This is a genomic window from Klebsiella sp. P1927, assembly GCF_018204675.1.
Taxonomy (GTDB): Bacteria; Pseudomonadota; Gammaproteobacteria; order Enterobacterales; family Enterobacteriaceae; genus Klebsiella; species Klebsiella pneumoniae.
In genome coordinates, this window is sequence record NZ_CP073377.1 from 4,063,412 (window position 1) to 4,081,624 (window position 18,213).

The window sequence follows — 18,213 nt, forward strand, 5'->3', positions numbered from 1 at the left end:
CCTACCCCCCCATGAAGGTGGCTTCGCACTCCCTTTAACCGCTCGTAGATTCATTGCATGGGTGTGGCCAGGGTTATCCGCCCTGTCTGTTGGCCCCGCCTGGGTGACCTTTATTGAGGAGAATTAAACGATGCTCAGCAAACAGGCGTTATTGCAGGCTTACCGCAAGATGCGGGAGATCAGAACATTTGAAGAGCGGTTGCATCAGGAAAATACCAGCGGTGATATTCCGGGCTTCATTCACCTTTACACCGGTGAGGAGGCCATCGCGGTGGGGGTCTGCGAAAATTTAACGAGCGCAGATTTTATTGGTTCAACACACCGTGGACATGGCCACTGTATTGCTAAAGGTTGCGACATTCACGGCATGATGGCCGAAATATTCGGTAAGGACAGCGGGTTATGTCGCGGTAAGGGCGGGTCGATGCACATTGCCGATCTGTCGAAAGGAATGCTGGGGGCGAACGCTATCGTTGGGGGAGCCCCTCCCCTGGCCATCGGCGCCGCGCTAACGGCAAAGACGCTAAAAACCGGCAACGTCGGTGTCTCTTTTACGGGCGATGGTGGTTCTAATCAGGGCCTGGTCTTTGAAGCCATCAATATGGCCGTCGTGCTCCAGCTTCCAGCCGTCTTTATTTTCGAGAATAACGGTTACGGCGAAGGGACCGGCCATGACTACGCCGTGGGTGGGCGTGATATCGCCCGGCGCGCCGCTGGCTTCGGCCTGCCGGCAGTGACCGTCGATGGCACCGATTTCTTTGCCGTTTATGAGGCAACCTCAGAGGCGGTCAAGCGTGCGCGAGAAGGCGGTGGCCCAAGCGTCATTGAGGCCAAAGCCTTCCGCTGGCATGGTCATTTTGAGGGCGATCCCGCGCTATATCGTGCGGAAGGTGAAGTGCAACGCCTGCGTGAACAACATGATCCGCTGAAGATTTTCACCGCTAAGGTCAAGCAACATATCACCCAGGAAGAACTGGCGGCGATTGACGAGGAAGTAGAAGCCCTGGTCAACGATGCCGTATTGAAGGCCCGCGCCGCTGCCTACCCGGCTCCGGAAGACCTGCTGACAGACGTGTACGTCTCATACTGAGGGTGATAACCATGACAATAAAAACCTATCGTGAAGCGGTCAAGGAAGCCCTGGCTCAGGAAATGGAACGCGATGAACGCGTGGTGCTCATCGGTGAAGACTTGCGTGGCGGTCATGGCGGAAATGCGCCCGAAGAGGCTAAAATAGAAGCCTTTGGCGGTGTGCTGGGTGTCACTAAAGGGCTGTGGACGCAGTTCGGCTCCGATCGGGTGATCGACACGCCCATTACCGAGTCGGCCATCATCGGTATGGCGGCCGGCGCCGCAGCGACGGGTTTGCGGCCGGTCGCGGAATTGATGTTCATGGATTTTTTTGGCGTGAGCCACGATGCACTGTACAACCAGGCGGCTAAGTTCCGCTACATGTTTGGTGGCAAAGCCAGAGCTCCGCTGGTGATGCGAGGGATGATCGGCGCGGGGTTTTCTGCCGCAGCCCAGCATTCACAGTCACCCTATAATATCTTTGCCACCACGCCTGGACTGAAGGTGGTGGTGCCCTCGACGCCTTATGACGTCAAGGGTCTGTTAATCCAGTCCATTCGCGACGACGACCCGGTGGTATTCTGCGAGCATAAAATGCTGTACGACCTCAAGGGCGAGGTACCGGACGAGATCTATACCATCCCGCTAGGTGTAGCCAACTACACTCGCGAAGGGGAGGACGTCACCATCATTGCGTTGTCGGCAATGGTACATAAAGCAAACCAGGTGGCGGACAAACTGGCCAGAGAGGGGATCTCGGTCGAGGTGGTCGACCCGCGAACCATTTCGCCGCTGGATGAGGAAGGTATTCTGGAATCGGTGGCGTCCACGGGGCGGGTCGTGATTGTCGACGAATCCGCTGCACGCTTCGGTTTTGCTCATGATGTCGCGGCGCTGATTGCGTCCCAGGCATTCCATTTCCTCAAAGCGCCCGTTCTGCTGGTGACGCCGCCACACACGCCGGTCCCGTTCTCCCCTGCTCTCGAAAAACTCTGGATCCCTGGCGTTGAACGTATCGAAGCCGCCGTCCGTCAAGTGCTGGAGGATTAACCTATGAGCGAAATCAAGACGCTTGAAATGCCAAAGTGGGGGCTTTCCATGGAGGAAGGCTTGCTCGCTCGATGGGCAATCCAGGAGGGTGACGATTTCACCAGAGGGCAGGAAATATGTGAGATTGAAACCAGTAAAATCGTCAATGTGCTGGAGGCCCCCTTTGCCGGTACGTTACGTCGGATACTCGCCCGCGAGGGTGAGACGCTTCAGGTAGGCGCCGTGCTGGCCCTGGCGGCTGACGCGTCGGTCAGCGATGCTGAACTGGACGAATTTGTTGCCCGCCTGGCGACGGCGAAACCCGCAGCCCCAGGCCCGGAGGCTGCCGCGCCGGACGTAGCGGCACAGGCAGGCGCTAAGCCAGCTTCCGTTGTTTCGCCGCCATCCAACAGCCCCGAGCCCCCTGTTGGGCAGACCGTCATCCCCGTCAGTCTGCAAGGTGTGACCGATGTGACTCAGGTTAATGCCACGCCCCATGCGTTACGACTGTCTGCCCGCTGGGGTGTCGACCTGAAAAAAGTCCGCGGCAGCGGGCGCGGGGATCGTATCTCTGTTTCTGATCTGGAAAGCGCGATCGTTGCCGCCGGCGGTCGCCTGGCCTCTCCGACGCCCCCCGTTCGTCGCAGCAAAGCGCCCCGCTCGCATGCCGATGACAGCCAGGTATCGGCCACCCCGCTGGCGCGCCGCCTGGCCGGCAAACTGGGTATCAACTTGCATGACTGCCGAAGCAGCGGTTCACGCGGTCGGGTAAGTCGCGATGATGTGCTGGCCGCGGCGTTGTTACTCGACGAGCACCCGCAGACCAGTCCTGTGCAGGAGAGTGCCCCGGCCCCCTTTGAGAGCATCCCGATGTCCGGTATGCGGCGGGCTATCGCTTCTCGCCTGCAAACGTCCAAGCAACAGTCTCCCCATTTCCGTTTGAGCGTCGATCTCGATCTGGAGCGACTGTTAGCGTTACGTCAGGACATTAACCGCGAAGTACCCGGCGTCAAGATTTCGGTGAATGACCTGCTGGTGAAGGCCTGCGCCCTGGCGCTGGTGGCCGTGCCTGACGTCAATATCCAGTTTGATGAAGCGGCACAAAGTATCCGCCGCTTTACGGATGCCGACATTTCGGTGGCCGTTGCGCTGCCTGCCGGGCTAATTACCCCTATTGTTCGCTCGGCGAACCGGAAATCGATTAGCGACATATCGAACGAAATTCACTCGCTGGTGACCAGAGCCAAAGCGGGCACGCTGAAGCCGGAAGAGTTCCAGGGCGGGACCTTTAGCCTGTCAAATCTGGGGATGCTCGGCGTCCGGCAGTTTGACGCCATCATCAATCCACCGCAAAGCGCAATCCTCGCCATTGGCGCCGGCGAGGTCCGGGCGGTAGTACGCGACGGGCAAATCGTCGCGCGACAGCAAATGACGGTATCGCTATCCTGCGATCACCGGGTCATCGATGGCGCGGCAGGTGCGGCTTTTCTCCGGGAACTCAAGCGACTGATTGAAACCCCGACCTTGATGTTTATCCAGGAGACGAGCTATGCACGATAAATACGATGTGCTGATCATCGGCGGGGGTCCTGGGGGATACGTTGCCGCCATCCGTGCCGGCCAGCTAGGGCTTCGTACCGTATTAGTGGAAAAACAACATCTGGGCGGCATCTGCCTGAACTGGGGATGCATTCCAACCAAGGCGCTGCTGCATGGCGCTGAGGTTGCGCACACTATCACCCATGCCAGTCAGCTGGGCATCAGCGTGGGCGAGGTGAACGTCGATCTGCAGAAACTGGTGCAGTTTAGCCGTACCGTATCGCAACAGCTCACCGCTGGGGTTGCGTACCTGTTGAAGAAAAATGGCGTGAGGGTGATTGATGGCACCGCGCGGCTGCGCGGCAAGGGGCAAATCACGGTCGAGGATGCCCGAGGGGAGGCGCGCGATTACCGGGCCGATCACGTGATCCTGGCAACCGGCGCCCGACCACGCGCATTGCCAGGCATAGCGCCAGATGGCGAACATATCTGGACCTATTTCGAGGCGCTGCGGCCTAAGCTTTTACCCAAGTCGCTCTTAATCATCGGTTCAGGGGCGATTGGCGTCGAGTTCGCCAGCCTTTATAACGATCTGGGCTGTAAAGTGACGCTGGTCGAGCTAGCGTCGCAGATTTTGCCAGTGGAAGATGCCGAGGTGTCTGCAGCAGTGCGTAAGTCATTCGAAAAACGCGGTATTCAGATCCATACCCAGACCCTGGTGACGCAAGTACAGCTCACCGATACCGGGGTGCGCTGCACACTAAACAACACCGGCGGCGAATATTCTGAGGATGTCGAACGTGTGCTGCTGGCGGTCGGCGTACAGCCGAATATTGAAGATCTGGGGCTGGAAACGCTGGGCGTTGAGTTAGACCGCGGTTTTATCAAGACGGACGCGGCTTGTCGCACTAACGTATTTGGGCTTTATGCCATCGGCGATGTAGCCGGCCCGCCGTGTCTGGCGCACAAGGCCAGCCACGAAGGCGTGCTCTGCGTTGAGACCCTGGCCGGTGTCGAAGGCGCCCACCCTCTCGATCGCGACTATGTGCCTGGTTGCACTTATGCCCGGCCCCAGGTTGCCAGTCTGGGCCTGACGGAATCGACGGCCCTGGCAAGGGGACGGCCCATCAGGATCGGTAAGTTCTCTTATCAGAGCAATGGTAAGGCGCTGGCCAGCGGCGAGACAGAGGGTTTTGTGAAGACGATTTTCGATGCTGAAACCGGCGAGTTGCTGGGCGCGCATATGGTTGGCGCACAGGTCACGGAACAGATCCAGGGCTTTGGCATCGCCCGTCACCTGGAGGCCACAGACGAAAGCCTCCTGTCGATGATCTTTGCGCATCCGACACTTTCCGAAGCGATGCATGAGTCAATCCTCGCGGGCTGCGACCAACCGTTGCATCAATAAAAAATAAGGGAGGCGATAGCTGCGCGATACGGAGTAAGTTCCCGTTATCCCTCCCGCACTCCCCGGCAGAAGATCCACAACAACGGTTACGGCAGGATCTATTGATCTGAAACGCTAAGCGCCATGCGTAAATTCTGTATGTTTAGTAGACAACCAAACGACAGGAGGAGCGCTCTATGACACAGCACGAAAGGTTTTGCCAGGCCTGCGGAATGCCGATGTCCGCACCCGATGCGCAAGGGGCCAGCGATAAATATTGCGCGTATTGCAGCGACAGCGACGGTAATTTGAAATCCTGGGAAGAGGCCGTATCCGGTCTGGCGGCTTTTCTCGACGCCTGGCAAAAGGTGGGCGTAGCGGAATCACGGAAACGGGCAAAACGTTACCTGACGGCGATGCCTGCCTGGGCGCACAAAGCGGACGAGTAATTTGCCCGGGCGGCTGGAGGAAATCATCCCGGGGACAGACCGCCATGCCGACAACATTGCTATAGCGTTTTCGTACGCCATCCGGACAGGAATAAATGCGCGTTTGGGGATGACGACCTGAAGGCTGGAGCATGCATGGATGCGTTCTTCATGCGGATGAAATAAACGCCTGGCGTTCTCCCCTTGTCCGGATGCGTTATTGCCTAGTTTTTAAGGGGTCGGTTTCTGTATTTAACCCAGAACTTCTCAGGTAATACAACATATTGATGTGATGAATCTCTCATTTCAACGATACCAACTGGACAATAAGTTATCGCGTGTGTTAGTTATTTAATCACGCAAGAGAACAGATTTAATTTAAACAAAAGTTAAACCTTTCTCACTTTGCTAAAAAATTGCATTGATAATGCTTTGGATCCCTGAACCATTATCAAAAGGGTATGTGAACAGAAAGCCCTCAGAGACGCGAGTCTCTGAGGGCTTTTTTTGTTTTTTTATCTCAGGAGTAAATAAATGTCTAAAGAACGTCGTCTCTCAAGAATATTCGCAAAAGACGGTAAATCCGTGACCTTAGCGCTGGATGGCTACTATTTTTCCACGAAAACAAATGGTATTGATAATACGATAAATCAGCTCCCTGCTCTGGTGGAACACGGCCTGGATTGCGCGCTCGTCACGTACGGCATGTTGAAGAATTATCGGGAAGCATTGAACAGCGTTCCCGTTGTGTTACGCGTCGACAGCACGGTCAGTATCTTTGACAATACCGTTCCCGATACTACCCCCGTTTTTTCCGTCGAAGATGCGCTTAAAGTCGCTGCCGAGGGCGTGGTCTGCATGACCTTCCCCGGCGCCTTCAATGAAGAAAAAACCCACATTATGGCGATGCAACTCGCACAGGCAGCGGATCGCTGGAATGTACCGCTGATTGTCGAATCGCTCCCGTATGGTTATCCCGTCACCAGCGATGACTCTAACAATCCGGCCATCATCGCTGCATCGGCCCGCGCAGCGGTGGAGCTGGGCGCGGACGTCATCAAAACGCGTTTTACCGGTTCACCAGAGGACCGACTGATCGTTGAAGCTGCTGGCGTGCCGGTGCTTGCCTTAGGAGGGCCAAAAACCGGCATCGACGGTTACTTCAAATTTGTTCAGCACTGTATGCAGATGGGTGCGAAAGGCGTGGCTGTGGGACGAAACATTACCCAGGATCCGCAGCCGGCGAAAGTGGTAGCAGGTCTGAATGCCATCATCCATGAAAACGCAACAGCGGAAGATGCATACAGCCTCTACATGGCTAAATAACATCGGAAATTAATATGATTTCAAATAACACCATCATCCCTTCCATCAGGAAGTATAAATACTTTGAGAAAGCATTATCCTGCCAGTCAGAATATGTGCTGCTATCCGAAGCGAATATCGGCAATCTGCAGTCGCTGATTGGCAAATGCCATCAAAGCGGTAAGAAGGTCCTCGTTCACCTTGAATTACTGGGCGGCTTTAAACCGGATCAGGCGGGGATCAATCTGCTGAAAAATTATTACAAGGTTGATGGTGTTATTTCTTCCAATCTCTCCGCGCTACGCTACGCCAAAAAAGAGGGATTGCTGACCGTATATCGGGTTTTACTTATCGATTCGCGATCGCTTGATCAGTCGCTCGATATTGTTAAACACAGTCCACCGGACGCAATTGAAATCTTACCTGCTGAATATGCCTGCCAGTGTCTGGAGTTGATTAGCCGAAATTTGAAAGGCTTTGATGTGGTATTCATCGCCGGAGGCTTTGTTAAGCGCAAATACCTTGTAGATAAAATATTCCATGCCGGATTTAAAGGGATAACCACCAGCGAGCCCGGCTTATGGTAACCAATAAGGAGTCCACGCGAATGAAAGATGAATACGTCATGGGCATCGACAATGGTGGAACCGTCACCAAGGCAGCCATCTATGACCGTAAAGGACAGGTGCTCGCCATCGCCTCAAAATCCACGCAGATGCTGACACCCCGGGAATTCCACACAGAGCGCAGTATCGATGAGCTGTGGGCCGCGAATGTCGAAGTGATTAAAAAAGCGATTGAGCAATCAGGTATCGACGCCAGCCAGATAAAAGGAGTGGCCGTCACCGGTCATGGTAACGGTCTGTATCTGGTCGACGAAGAAGGTCACCCGGTGCGTAACGGCATTATATCCACCGATAGCCGGGCAAAAGAGTACGTTGAGAGATGGCAACGCTCACCAGAATTCCTTACCGACATTTTGCCAAAAACGATGCAGTCCATCTGGGCCGGACAACCTGTCGCCCTGCTGGCATGGCTGAAGGATTTCGAGCCCGAGACGCTGCAAAAAGCGCGTTATATTTTTATGGTCAAGGACCTGATCCGTTTTTACCTGACCGGAGAGGCTTTTCTTGAGCTGACCGATATCTCAGGGACCAACCTGATCAACGTACGTGACTGCAAGTATGACGATGAACTACTGGCATGGTGGGAACTTGATGAACTGCGGGACAAATTGCCCCCCATCAAACGCTCAACAGAATGCTGCGGAAAAATCACTGACGACGTGGCCCGTCTGACCGGTTTATGCGCAGGTACGCCGGTTTCTGGCGGGGTGTTTGATATCTCGGCCTCTTCCATTGCCTCGGGGATTAACAGTCTCGATAAGATGGCGATCGTCACCGGCACCTGGAGCATAAACGAATACGTTACCGACCACCCGGTTATTGATAAAGATCTGTTTATGACCTCCATTTATCCCATTGAAGGTAAATGGCTCATCACCGAGGCCAGCCCCACCTCCGCGAGCAACCTGGAGTGGTTTATTAACAACTTTATGGAGAGCGATCGGAAAACCTCCGCCGAACAAGGATCGTCGGTCTATGACCTGTGTAATAAGCTGGTTTCATCAACGACGCCGGATGAAAGCCACCTGCTGTTCTTTCCGTTCGTGTTTGGCTCTAACACCATTCCCGATGCCTCGGCCGGCTTTATCGGTGTCAACAGCTTCCATAAAAAAGCCCATTTTCTGCGGGCGATTTATGAGGGCGTGGCCTTCAGCCATCTCTACCACACCGAGCGCTTACGCAATATTAACCCGAAGCTAAGCCACACTATTCGTATTGCTGGCGGCGTCACGAACTCCCCGGTCTGGCTGCAGATATTCGCCGATATCTTCCAGGCCACGCTGGAAATCGTTGACGTCAAAGAGCACGGGACCTTGGGTACCGCGATGACCGCCGCCGTTATGGTGGGCTGGTTTGCGGAGGTATTTGCTGCCTCAAACGATATGGTCCATGTCTCACGCACCGTCTCCCCTAATCCGGAAAACCACCGGGTCTACCAGACCAAATACCAGCTTTATAAAAACCTGTTATCAGAAATGCAGTCGCCGTGGAAAAGCTGCAGTAACTACATCGCGCACTAAGTGAGGAAAAAATGGATCTGAATTTAACGAATCGTACGGCCATCGTGACAGGCGGCGCAACCGGCCTGGGGAGAGAGTTTGTTCTTTCTCTCGCCAAAGAAGGCGTCAATATCTGCTTTACCTATATGCGTGAGGAAGAGCATCCCGAACGGCTGATCGAAACGGTGAAGACCAGCGCGAACGTAGAGATCATCGCGGTCAAAACCGATCTCTCTGACGAGCAGAGCCGGGAAAATCTGTTTGCCACCTGTATCGACAGACTGGGCAAAGCCGACATTCTGGTGAATAACGCCGGGATCTGGCTGAGCGGCTACGTCACCGAGATCAGCCCGCAGGACTGGGATCTGGTGATGAATGTCAATCTGAAAGCCATCTTCCATCTCAGCCAGCTGTTTGTAAATCACTGCCTGCAGCATGACCAGATGGGCAGCATTCTGAATATTACCTCGCAGGCTGCGTTCCACGGCTCCACGACAGGACATGCGCACTACGCGGCAAGTAAGGCCGGCCTGGTCGCCTTTGCTATCTCACTGGCGCGGGAAGTCGCCAAACAAAAAATCAATGTGAACAATATCGCCGTCGGGATCATGGATACTGCGATGATCCGTAAGAACATTGAGCAAAACCCTGACTCTTACGTCAGTCGTATTCCGGTGGGCCGCGTGGCCCAGCCGCAAGAAATTGCCGACATCGGTGTCTTCATGGTTTCTCCTAAGACCAGCTATATGACGGGAGCAACTCTGGACGTTACCGGCGGTATGTTGATGCGTTAATCTAGGGAGAATCATTATGAAATGTCTGGCAATTGCCGATCTGTTTATCAATGCAGCGATGATGGAATCAGGACTGAAAGCGCTCAGGGATAACGGGATTGAAGTAGAAGTACGCGAGTGGTCACATGACTCCGTTGAGAAACTTCAGGAAGATAATCTGCGGGTTGAACAGGAAGGAGCAGAAGCCGTGGCCTTACCGGAAGCGCTGCTTCAGGGAACGGATGATATTGACATCCTGATCACTCAGTTTGCCCCGGTCAATACTGCGGTGTTCGATAAACTACCAAAGCTGAAATATGTAGGCGTGCTCCGCGGTGGCGTGGAAAACGTGAATCTTCAGGTGGCGAACGCCCGGGGCGTTGAGGTGATGAACACCCCGGGGCGTAACGCTCGCAGCGTCGCCGAATTCACGGTCGGCATGATCCTGGCGGAAATGCGCAATATCGCCCGTTCACACGATGCCCTGCGTGACAAATACTGGCGTAAAGACAGTCCGAACCATCAGGCGATCCCGGAGCTTGGCGGAAAAGTCGTGGGGCTGGTTGGCCTCGGTCATATTGCCCAACTGGTCGCGGGATTTCTCAGCGGCTTTGGCACGGAGATTATCTTTTACGATAAGTACGTTGCAGGCCATGAACGTTATGAGAAAGTCGATTCTCTGGACGAACTGGTACAACGCGCCGACGTTATCTCGTTACATGCTCGCCTGACGCCGGAAACCGAAAATCTGATTAACGCACACCATTTCGCGCTTATGAAGCGCAGTGCCATCATTGTTAACACGGCACGCTCCGGGTTAATCAATGAAAAAGAGATGATTGATGCGCTCAGATCCGGGCAAATCATGGGCGCCGCGCTTGATACCTTTGATGACGAGCCGCTTCCAGACGACAGTGCATTCTATACTCTGAATAACGTGACCATTACGCCGCATATTGCCGGGAGTACCATTGACGCATTCAGTAATTCGCCCAAACTCTTCGCTGAGATCCTTTTAAAGAAACTCAGTTAAATATTAAAAGAACCATTAAAGGTATTAACAGGGCCCAATGGGCACGGGTTTACTCGTGCCCAATTCGCCCGCCTTTTAAGGAATCATTATGGATATTATCAACAGCATTATTAGTCTGGGGGCATCAGTAATGATGCCAGTAATATTCTTTATTATCGCGCTTTGCTTTGGCGTTAAAATCGGTACGGCATTTAAAGCAGGGATGCTGGTAGGCATTGGTTTTGAAGGGGTGGGGCTGGTGATTGGCCTGCTGCTGACAAACCTGGGCCCGGCATCGCAGGCGATGGTTGAGCGTATCGGCCTGCAGTTAACGGTCGTTGATACCGGTTGGCCTACCGCATCGACCATTGGCTGGGGTTCGCCGCTGATGCTGCCCGTCGTGGTGGGCTTTATCGTCATCAACCTGGCCATGCTTCTGTTGAAATTAACCAAAACGGTGAATATCGATATTTTTAACTACTGGATTTTCCTGATCATGGGGTCTGTGGTCTATGCCGGAACGGGAAATTACTGGCTTTCGGTCGGTATTACATTCGCTATTTTTGTGTTGACGCTATTGGCGGCAGATTTAACGGCGCCGTATTTACAAAAAAACTATAATCTTAAAGGGATATCATTCCCCCATCTTACCTGTATAGCTTACGTGCCGTTTGGCATTGCCTGTAATTACATCATTGAAAAGACCCCGCTTATCAATAAAATCAATTTCGATCCGGAAAGTATTAATAAAAAATTCGGCGTTTTTGGCGAGCCTCTTACTCTGGGGTTCGTACTGGGACTGCTGTTGGCCTTCCTGGCGGGATATGACGTTTCCGCGGCCGTTTCACTGGCCATTAAGGTTTCAGCCGCCATGCTGCTGCTGCCTAAAATGATTGAAATTCTGGTGCAGGGATTGTTGATTGTCCGTGATGCCGCTGAAGCAAAACTGAAGGCTAAATTCCCGGGGCGCGATTTTTACATCGGGATGGATACGGCGTTACTGATCGGTGAACCTTCGGTACTGGCGACCGGTCTGCTGTTAATCCCTATGGCTGTGGTGCTGTCTATCATTCTGCCCGGCAACCGCGTACTGCCCTTTGTCGATCTGGCTTCCTTAATGTTCCTGCTGGCAATGGTCACGCCGTTCTGTAAACGAAATATGTTCCGCATGTTCATAACCGGAACCCTGATCGTGACCTGCATCCTGTATGTCGGGACGGACATTTCGCAAGAATACACTCAGGCGGCGGTGAACTCGCATATTCCGGTGCCGGAAGGGATGGCCGAGATCACCAATATCGTCGGCGGCGCCACGACGCCTGTCGGCTGGCTGGCCGTCAAATTTGGCGAGTTTTTTAGCGCCACACATTAGTACAAGACCACTCAAGTAAACAGAGGGCAAACTGCTGCCCTCTGCTTCTTCCTCTTATACTGTGCACTGAATAGCTGGCTCAGCTACGCCCCTGGTTTGAACATCTGACCAGCGCGTCCGCCCCCTGCGCGGCGAGGTGGCTCATTTCTTTTGTACCCCCTCCCGTTTTCAACCCAACCTGCTATGCTCCTTCTTTCCCTGTTCTCTGGAGATCCCGATGCTGACCATCTGGGGCCGAAAAACCTCCTCTAACGTGCAGGCGCTGATGTGGTGTGTTGGCGAGCTTGGGTTGGACTATCTCCGGTTCGACGTGGGGCATCGCTATGGCGGTACCGACAGCGAGGCGTTTTATCAGCTCAATCCCAATCGTACGGTACCAGTGCTGCAGGATGACGAAAATCCGCCGCTGTGGGAAACCGGCGCGATCCTTCGCTATTTAGCCAGTCGCTACGCCGACGACGCCTTCTGGCCGGGCGAACTGCTGGCTCGTACTGAGGTTGATCGCTGGGCCGAGTGGTCAAAGCAGAATATCGCCCTCGGCTTTACGACGCCGGTGTTCTGGCGCGTGGTGCGCACGCCTGCCGCCGAGCGGGATCCGCAGGCCATCGCCGCGGCGGTGACGGCCCTGGAGCAAAAGCTGGCGATTGCCGAGGCACGTCTCGCCGGGAGTCGCTATCTGGTGGGCGATACGTTCACCCTGGCCGATATCCAGTTTGGTCATGTGCTGTACCGCTACTTTGCAATCGATATCCCCCGTCGTCCCCTCCCCCACCTTGCGGCGTATTATGCACGGCTAACCTCACGGCCCGCCTTTCGCCAGCACGTCATGGTCAGCTACGACGAACTGAAGGTCTGAAGGTGGTCGGTAGCGCCTCCTGACGCTACCGACATACCGGTTAACGCGCCATCAGGACAAACACGCCCCAGCCGAGATATTCCCGGGTCCAGGTGACGTGGTGTAGCGGCGCAGTGGTCAACTGCTGGCGAACCTCCGGTGCGAAGTCATCGTGCGGATTGGCCTCCAGCCAGCGGCGCATTGTCAGCCATTTCGCCGCTTCATAACGATCCCAGCCCTCCTGGTCGGCCAGCACCATCTCCACCACGTCATAGCCCAGTTCGCCAAAGTGGGCGACCAGCGCCGGTAGCGTCAGGAAGTCATCGGGTGACTGCGCGCCGCAGGCAATCGCCTCTTCTGCCGTGGCCGGACGTTTGCGCCACCATGGCTCGCCGATAAGCAACATGCCGCCTGGGGTAAGGCTCTGCTTCAGCAGCTCGATTGTGCCTGCCACCCCGCCGCCGATCCACGTGGCCCCCACGCAGGCGGCAACATCGCACGGCTGGCTGGCGACATATCCGCTGGCATCCTGGTGCACAAAGGTTACCCGGTCGCTTACCCCGAGCTCCTCTGCCCGGGCGGCCGCCTGCTGACTGAACAGCAGGCTCATGTCTACGCCGGTGCCGACGATCTGATGATCGCGCGCCCAGCTACAGAGCATCTCGCCGGAGCCGCTGCCGAGGTCGAGAATGGTGGTGCCCGGCGCCATTCGCAGCGCCCGTCCCAGCGTGGCGTACTTTTCCGGGGTAAAAGGGTTATGGATACGGTGCTCGCTTTCACTGATGGTAAAAATGCGAGGGATATCGATCATGAGGTTTTCTCCTTGAGAGCCATACGCCCGGGCAGCGACCCTGCCCGGGTCGCTATTTCAGCGGTTGTCCGCTTGCGCGCGAACGTTATTCAAACCGGTCGTGTTGATCCGGTACGGCTGGCCGTTCACCGACTTAATCAGCTTTTTGGTTTTGAGCTTTTTGAAGACCGCAAGGGTGCAGTCGCTCAGCAACAGCCCTTCGCGGGTGTAACATTCAACGGCGGTAATGCGGCCGGAGGTATCGCGGACGTGCGCAATACGGCCACCTTTGGCGAGAACGTGTAAGGTCCGTTGTTCCTGACGGGATAAATTCATACTGAAACCTGTTCATTATCATGTGCGAAAACATGCCTACACCCGCAGGTGTGTGCGTAAGGTTTAAGCGCAGCGATAATCAGTCCGGCCTGGGCAGGTCGGGAAACTGATTATCTGATAATGACATTCTCCAGCATCGAAGCCTCAGTGAGCATTGAAAGGTATTTACCAGCTGAATATTAACACCTTCATCTGGTAAGGATATTGTGCAGATTAAAAACTGTGACCGGTATTACGATTTCCCTCGGCCCTATCCCCATTTTGCGCTATCCGCCACCCGCTCTGTTCCGCAACTTTCACCACCACCTTATCCCCCCTCCCGTATTGTTAAATAATTGTTGTCAGATCACAAAATGGAAACAAAAAGGCCATTTCGTACGCATTTTATAAAAATGTAGATATTTTTAATTTATGGCTACGAAATGAACATCACCCTGACCTTACAGCGAGGAACGATCCTGATGAACGCCCTGACCGCAGTAAAACCGACACCCGCGCCGGTAGCCCAGCAATACCCTGGCTTTTCTTTCACCCCTTCCGCCCAGTCGCCGCGCCTGCTGGAGCTCACCTTTTCCGCCGAAACGACCACGCAATTCCTGCAGCAGGTCGCGCAGTGGCCGGTGCAGGCGCTGGAGTACAAATCTTTCTTACGCTTCCAGGTCGGCAAGATCCTCGACGATCTGTGTGGCAATCAGCTGCAGCCGTTGCTGATCAAAACATTGCTCGATCGCGCGGAAGGCGCGCTGCTTATCAACGGCGAAGGGATCGATCACGTCAGCCAGGCCGAGGAGATGGTCAAGCTGGCCACCGCCGTCGCCCACCTGATTGGTCGTTCCAACTTCGACGCCATGAGCGGTCAGTATTACGCCCGCTTCGTGGTGAAAAATGTCGATAACTCAGACAGCTACCTGCGCCAACCGCACCGGGTGATGGAGCTGCACAACGACGGCACCTACGTCGAAGAGCAAACCGACTACGTATTAATGATGAAGATCGACGAGCAGAACATGCAGGGCGGCAATTCCCTGCTGCTGCATCTCGACGACTGGGAGCATCTCGACGAATTTTTCCGCGACCCGCTGGCTCGCCGCCCAATGCGCTGGGCCGCGCCGCCGAGCAAAAACGTCAGCAAGGATGTTTTCCACCCGGTGTTCGACGTCGATTCGCTGGGCCGCCCGGTAATGCGCTATATCGACCAGTTCGTCCAGCCGAAAGATTTCGAAGAAGGCACCTGGCTGAGCCGCCTCTCCGACGCGCTGGAGACCAGCAAAAACATCCTTTCCATACCGGTGCCGGTGGGCAAATTTCTGCTCATTAACAACCTGTTCTGGCTGCACGGCCGCGACCGCTTTACGCCGCACCCGGACCTGCGCCGCGAGCTGATGCGCCAGCGCGGCTACTTTGCGTATTCCACGAATCATTACCAGACTCATCAATAAGGGTTTTCAGGCGAAGGAATTGAGTGGATGTATGATTTCGTGATTATCGGCGGCGGCATCATCGGCATGTCGACCGCCATGCAGTTAATTGAGATTTACCCGGACGCCCGCATTGCGCTGCTGGAAAAAGAGGCCGGCCCGGCCTGCCATCAGACTGGCCACAACAGCGGCGTGATCCACGCCGGGGTGTATTACACGCCCGGCAGCCTCAAGGCGCAGTTTTGCCTCGCCGGCAACCGCGCCACCAAGGCCTTTTGCGAGCAGAACGGCATCCGCTATGACGTCTGCGGCAAAATGCTGGTCGCCACCTCACCGCTGGAGATGGAGCGGATGCGCGCCCTGTGGGATCGCACCGCCGCCAATGGCCTGCAGCGCGAGTGGCTAAGCGCCGGGGAGCTACGCGAGCGCGAACCGAACATTACCGGGCTCGGCGGGATCTTCGTCCCTTCCAGTGGCATCGTCAGCTACCGCGAAGTGGCGGCGGCAATGGCGAAGAACTTCGAAGCGAAAGGCGGAACGATCGTCTACAACGCCGAAGTCAGCGCCCTGAAAGAACATGCCAGCGGCGTGGTGATCCGCACCCGCCAGGGCGGAGAATATGAGGCCTCGACGCTGATCGCCTGTTCGGGCTTGATGGCCGATCGGCTGGTAAAAATGCTCGGCGTCGACCCCGGATTTATCATTTGTCCGTTCCGCGGCGAGTATTTCCAGCTGGCACCGCAGCACAACCAGATCGTCAACCATTTGATCTATCCGATCCCCGATCCGGCGATGCCGTTCCTCGGCGTCCACCTGACCCGCATGATCGACGGCAGCGTCACCGTCGGCCCCAACGCCGTGCTGGCTCTGAAGCGCGAAGGCTACCGCAAGCGCGATATCTCGCTGGCCGATACCCTGGAGATCCTCACCTCGCCCGGCATCCGCCGGGTACTGCAAAACAACCTGCGCTCCGGACTGGGCGAAATGAAGAATTCGCTGTGCAGAAGCGGCTATCTGCGGCTGGTGCAAAAATACTGCCCGAGCCTGACGCTGAGCGATTTACGCCCGTGGCCGGCCGGCGTGCGGGCGCAGGCCGTGTCGCCGCAGGGCAAGCTGATCGACGATTTTCTCTTCGTTACCACCGCGCGTTCGATACATACCTGCAATGCGCCATCGCCAGCGGCCACCTCCGCTATCCCGATCGGCGCGCATATCGTCAGCAAGGTGCAGAGCCTGCTGGCCAGCCAGAGCAATCCCGGACGCACGCTGCGTGCGGCACGTAGCGTGGAGACACTACACGCCGCTTTTACCCGTTAACCCCCCCTGAAGACAGGAAGCAATTATGCAACTCAACGATATGACACTGTTTCGCCAGCAGGCGCTGATCGATGGCCAGTGGCGCGATGCGCCCAACGGCGACGTGATTGCGGTCACCAACCCGGCCAACGGCGAGCAGCTCGGCAGCGTGCCGAAAATGGGCGCCGATGAAACCCGCGAAGCGATTGAAGCCGCCAATCGCGCCCTACCCGCCTGGCGCGCCCTGACCGCCAAAGAGCGGGCGAACATTCTGCGCCGCTGGTTCGATCTTATGATGGAGAATCAGGACGATCTCGCTCGCCTGATGACCCTCGAGCAGGGAAAACCGTTGGCGGAAGCCAAAGGCGAAATCAGCTACGCCGCCTCCTTTATTGAGTGGTTCGCCGAAGAAGGTAAGCGCATCTACGGCGACACCATTCCCGGCCACCAGGCCGACAAGCGCCTGCTGGTGATTAAGCAGCCCATCGGCGTTACCGCCGCCATCACGCCGTGGAACTTCCCGGCGGCGATGATCACCCGCAAAGCGGGCCCGGCGCTGGCCGCCGGCTGCACCATGGTCCTGAAACCGGCCAGCCAGACGCCGTTTTCCGCGCTGGCGCTGGCCGAACTGGCGAATCGCGCCGGGATCCCCGCCGGAGTGTTCAACGTGGTCACCGGCTCCGCCGGCGCGGTCGGCGGCGAACTGACCAGCAACCCGCTGGTGCGCAAGCTCTCCTTTACCGGCTCTACCGAGATTGGCCGCCAGCTGATGGAGCAGTGCGCGAAAGACATCAAAAAAGTCTCCCTGGAGCTGGGCGGCAACGCGCCGTTTATCGTCTTTGACGATGCCGACCTCGATAAAGCCGTCGAGGGGGCGCTGGCGTCGAAGTTCCGCAACGCCGGGCAGACCTGCGTCTGCGCCAACCGCCTGTACGTCCAGGACGGGGTGTATGACCGTTTCGCCGAGAAGCTGCAGCAGGCGGTGGAAAAACTGCGCATTGGCGACGGCCTGCAGGACGGCGTCACCACCGGCCCGCTGATCGACGAGAAAGCCGTGGCCAAAGTTGAAGAACACATTGCCGATGCCATCGCCAAAGGCGCGAAGGTGGTCACCGGCGGCAAACCGCACGCCCTGGGTGGCAACTTCTTCCAGCCGACCATCCTGGTCAACGTTCCCGACAGCGCCAAAGTGGCGAAAGAGGAGACCTTCGGCCCGCTGGCCCCGCTGTTCCGCTTTAAAGATGAAGCCGACGTCATTGCCCAGGCCAACGATACCGAGTTCGGTCTCGCCGCCTATTTCTACGCCCGCGATCTGAGCCGCGTCTTCCGCGTCGGCGAAGCGCTGGAGTACGGCATCATCGGCATCAATACCGGCATTATCTCCACCGAAGTCGCGCCGTTCGGCGGCGTTAAGGCCTCCGGCCTCGGCCGCGAAGGGTCGAAGTACGGCATCGAAGATTACTTAGAAATCAAATATATGTGCATTGGCCTTTAACA

Annotated in this window: 17 protein-coding genes; 15 read left to right on the forward strand and 2 right to left on the reverse strand. The window is 56.0% G+C overall.

The genetic code is table 11. The features are described 5' to 3' along the window. Window positions 1-130: 130 nt before the first annotated feature. The 12 genes from KB892_RS20470 to KB892_RS20525 all read left to right on the forward strand — a co-directional run bounded on the left by KB892_RS20470 (window position 131) and on the right by KB892_RS20525 (window position 12,897). Complete coding sequence (locus tag KB892_RS20470) at window positions 131-1,090, forward strand: thiamine pyrophosphate-dependent dehydrogenase E1 component subunit alpha (protein ID WP_002889884.1); 960 nt, start codon at window positions 131-133, stop codon at window positions 1,088-1,090. A gap of 11 nt (window positions 1,091-1,101) precedes the next feature. Then, the gene (locus tag KB892_RS20475; protein WP_002889881.1) at window positions 1,102-2,121 is read left to right on the forward strand and encodes an alpha-ketoacid dehydrogenase subunit beta; all 1,020 of its coding nucleotides are present in this window, start codon (window positions 1,102-1,104) and stop codon (window positions 2,119-2,121) included. Between the two features lie 3 nt (window positions 2,122-2,124). Continuing rightward, window positions 2,125-3,660, forward strand: a complete 1,536-nt coding sequence (locus KB892_RS20480) for a 2-oxo acid dehydrogenase subunit E2 (protein ID WP_004152032.1) — start codon at window positions 2,125-2,127, stop codon at window positions 3,658-3,660. Then, the gene (lpdA, locus tag KB892_RS20485; protein WP_211778017.1) at window positions 3,650-5,047 is read left to right on the forward strand and encodes a dihydrolipoyl dehydrogenase; all 1,398 of its coding nucleotides are present in this window, start codon (window positions 3,650-3,652) and stop codon (window positions 5,045-5,047) included. The genes KB892_RS20480 and lpdA overlap by 11 nt, the downstream gene beginning before the upstream one ends. Window positions 5,048-5,265: 218 nt before the next feature. Further along, entirely contained in the window at window positions 5,266-5,475 is a 210-nt protein-coding gene (locus KB892_RS20490) for a hypothetical protein (RefSeq protein WP_004213874.1), read from the forward strand. A gap of 513 nt (window positions 5,476-5,988) precedes the next feature. Beyond that, complete coding sequence (locus KB892_RS20495) at window positions 5,989-6,780, forward strand: class I fructose-bisphosphate aldolase (RefSeq protein ID WP_002889868.1); 792 nt, start codon at window positions 5,989-5,991, stop codon at window positions 6,778-6,780. A gap of 14 nt (window positions 6,781-6,794) precedes the next feature. Further along, window positions 6,795-7,346, forward strand: coding sequence for a glycerol-3-phosphate responsive antiterminator (locus tag KB892_RS20500; RefSeq protein ID WP_002889866.1), 552 nt, complete (start codon window positions 6,795-6,797; stop codon window positions 7,344-7,346). A gap of 20 nt (window positions 7,347-7,366) precedes the next feature. Further along, complete coding sequence (locus tag KB892_RS20505; RefSeq protein ID WP_002889863.1) at window positions 7,367-8,905, forward strand: FGGY-family carbohydrate kinase; 1,539 nt, start codon at window positions 7,367-7,369, stop codon at window positions 8,903-8,905. Window positions 8,906-8,916: 11 nt separating this feature from the next. Continuing rightward, window positions 8,917-9,678 carry an SDR family NAD(P)-dependent oxidoreductase gene (locus KB892_RS20510; protein WP_002889859.1) on the forward strand — a complete coding sequence of 254 codons (762 nt, stop codon included), beginning with the start codon at window positions 8,917-8,919 and terminating at the stop codon, window positions 9,676-9,678. Window positions 9,679-9,694: 16 nt separating this feature from the next. Beyond that, the gene (locus KB892_RS20515) at window positions 9,695-10,690 is read left to right on the forward strand and encodes a 2-hydroxyacid dehydrogenase (protein ID WP_002889854.1); all 996 of its coding nucleotides are present in this window, start codon (window positions 9,695-9,697) and stop codon (window positions 10,688-10,690) included. 88 nt (window positions 10,691-10,778) lie between these two features. Further along, window positions 10,779-12,041: a PTS galactitol transporter subunit IIC gene (locus tag KB892_RS20520; protein ID WP_002889852.1), complete on the forward strand. Its 1,263-nt coding sequence runs from the start codon at window positions 10,779-10,781 to the stop codon at window positions 12,039-12,041. Window positions 12,042-12,258: 217 nt separating this feature from the next. Beyond that, window positions 12,259-12,897: a glutathione S-transferase family protein gene (locus tag KB892_RS20525; RefSeq protein ID WP_002889850.1), complete on the forward strand. Its 639-nt coding sequence runs from the start codon at window positions 12,259-12,261 to the stop codon at window positions 12,895-12,897. A gap of 40 nt (window positions 12,898-12,937) precedes the next feature. Here KB892_RS20525 and KB892_RS20530 read toward each other — a convergent pair whose 3' ends face one another. Next, complete coding sequence (locus KB892_RS20530; RefSeq protein WP_002889849.1) at window positions 12,938-13,687, reverse strand: SAM-dependent methyltransferase; 750 nt, start codon at window positions 13,685-13,687, stop codon at window positions 12,938-12,940. A gap of 57 nt (window positions 13,688-13,744) precedes the next feature. Then, the gene (locus KB892_RS20535; RefSeq protein WP_002889848.1) at window positions 13,745-14,002 is read right to left on the reverse strand and encodes a YjhX family toxin; all 258 of its coding nucleotides are present in this window, start codon (window positions 14,000-14,002) and stop codon (window positions 13,745-13,747) included. 461 nt (window positions 14,003-14,463) lie between these two features. Between KB892_RS20535 and glaH the strand changes: the two genes are divergently transcribed. Genes glaH through gabD form a run of 3 tightly spaced genes read left to right on the forward strand, consistent with a single transcriptional unit; the run spans window position 14,464 to window position 18,211 of the window. After that, on the forward strand, window positions 14,464-15,441 hold the full coding sequence (gene glaH, locus KB892_RS20540) for a glutarate dioxygenase GlaH (RefSeq protein ID WP_002889847.1): 978 nt from the start codon (window positions 14,464-14,466) through the stop codon (window positions 15,439-15,441). 27 nt (window positions 15,442-15,468) lie between these two features. Then, complete coding sequence (gene lhgO / locus KB892_RS20545) at window positions 15,469-16,737, forward strand: L-2-hydroxyglutarate oxidase (protein WP_002889846.1); 1,269 nt, start codon at window positions 15,469-15,471, stop codon at window positions 16,735-16,737. 25 nt (window positions 16,738-16,762) lie between these two features. Beyond that, window positions 16,763-18,211: an NADP-dependent succinate-semialdehyde dehydrogenase gene (gene gabD / locus KB892_RS20550; protein WP_002889845.1), complete on the forward strand. Its 1,449-nt coding sequence runs from the start codon at window positions 16,763-16,765 to the stop codon at window positions 18,209-18,211. Window positions 18,212-18,213 lie beyond the last annotated feature (2 nt).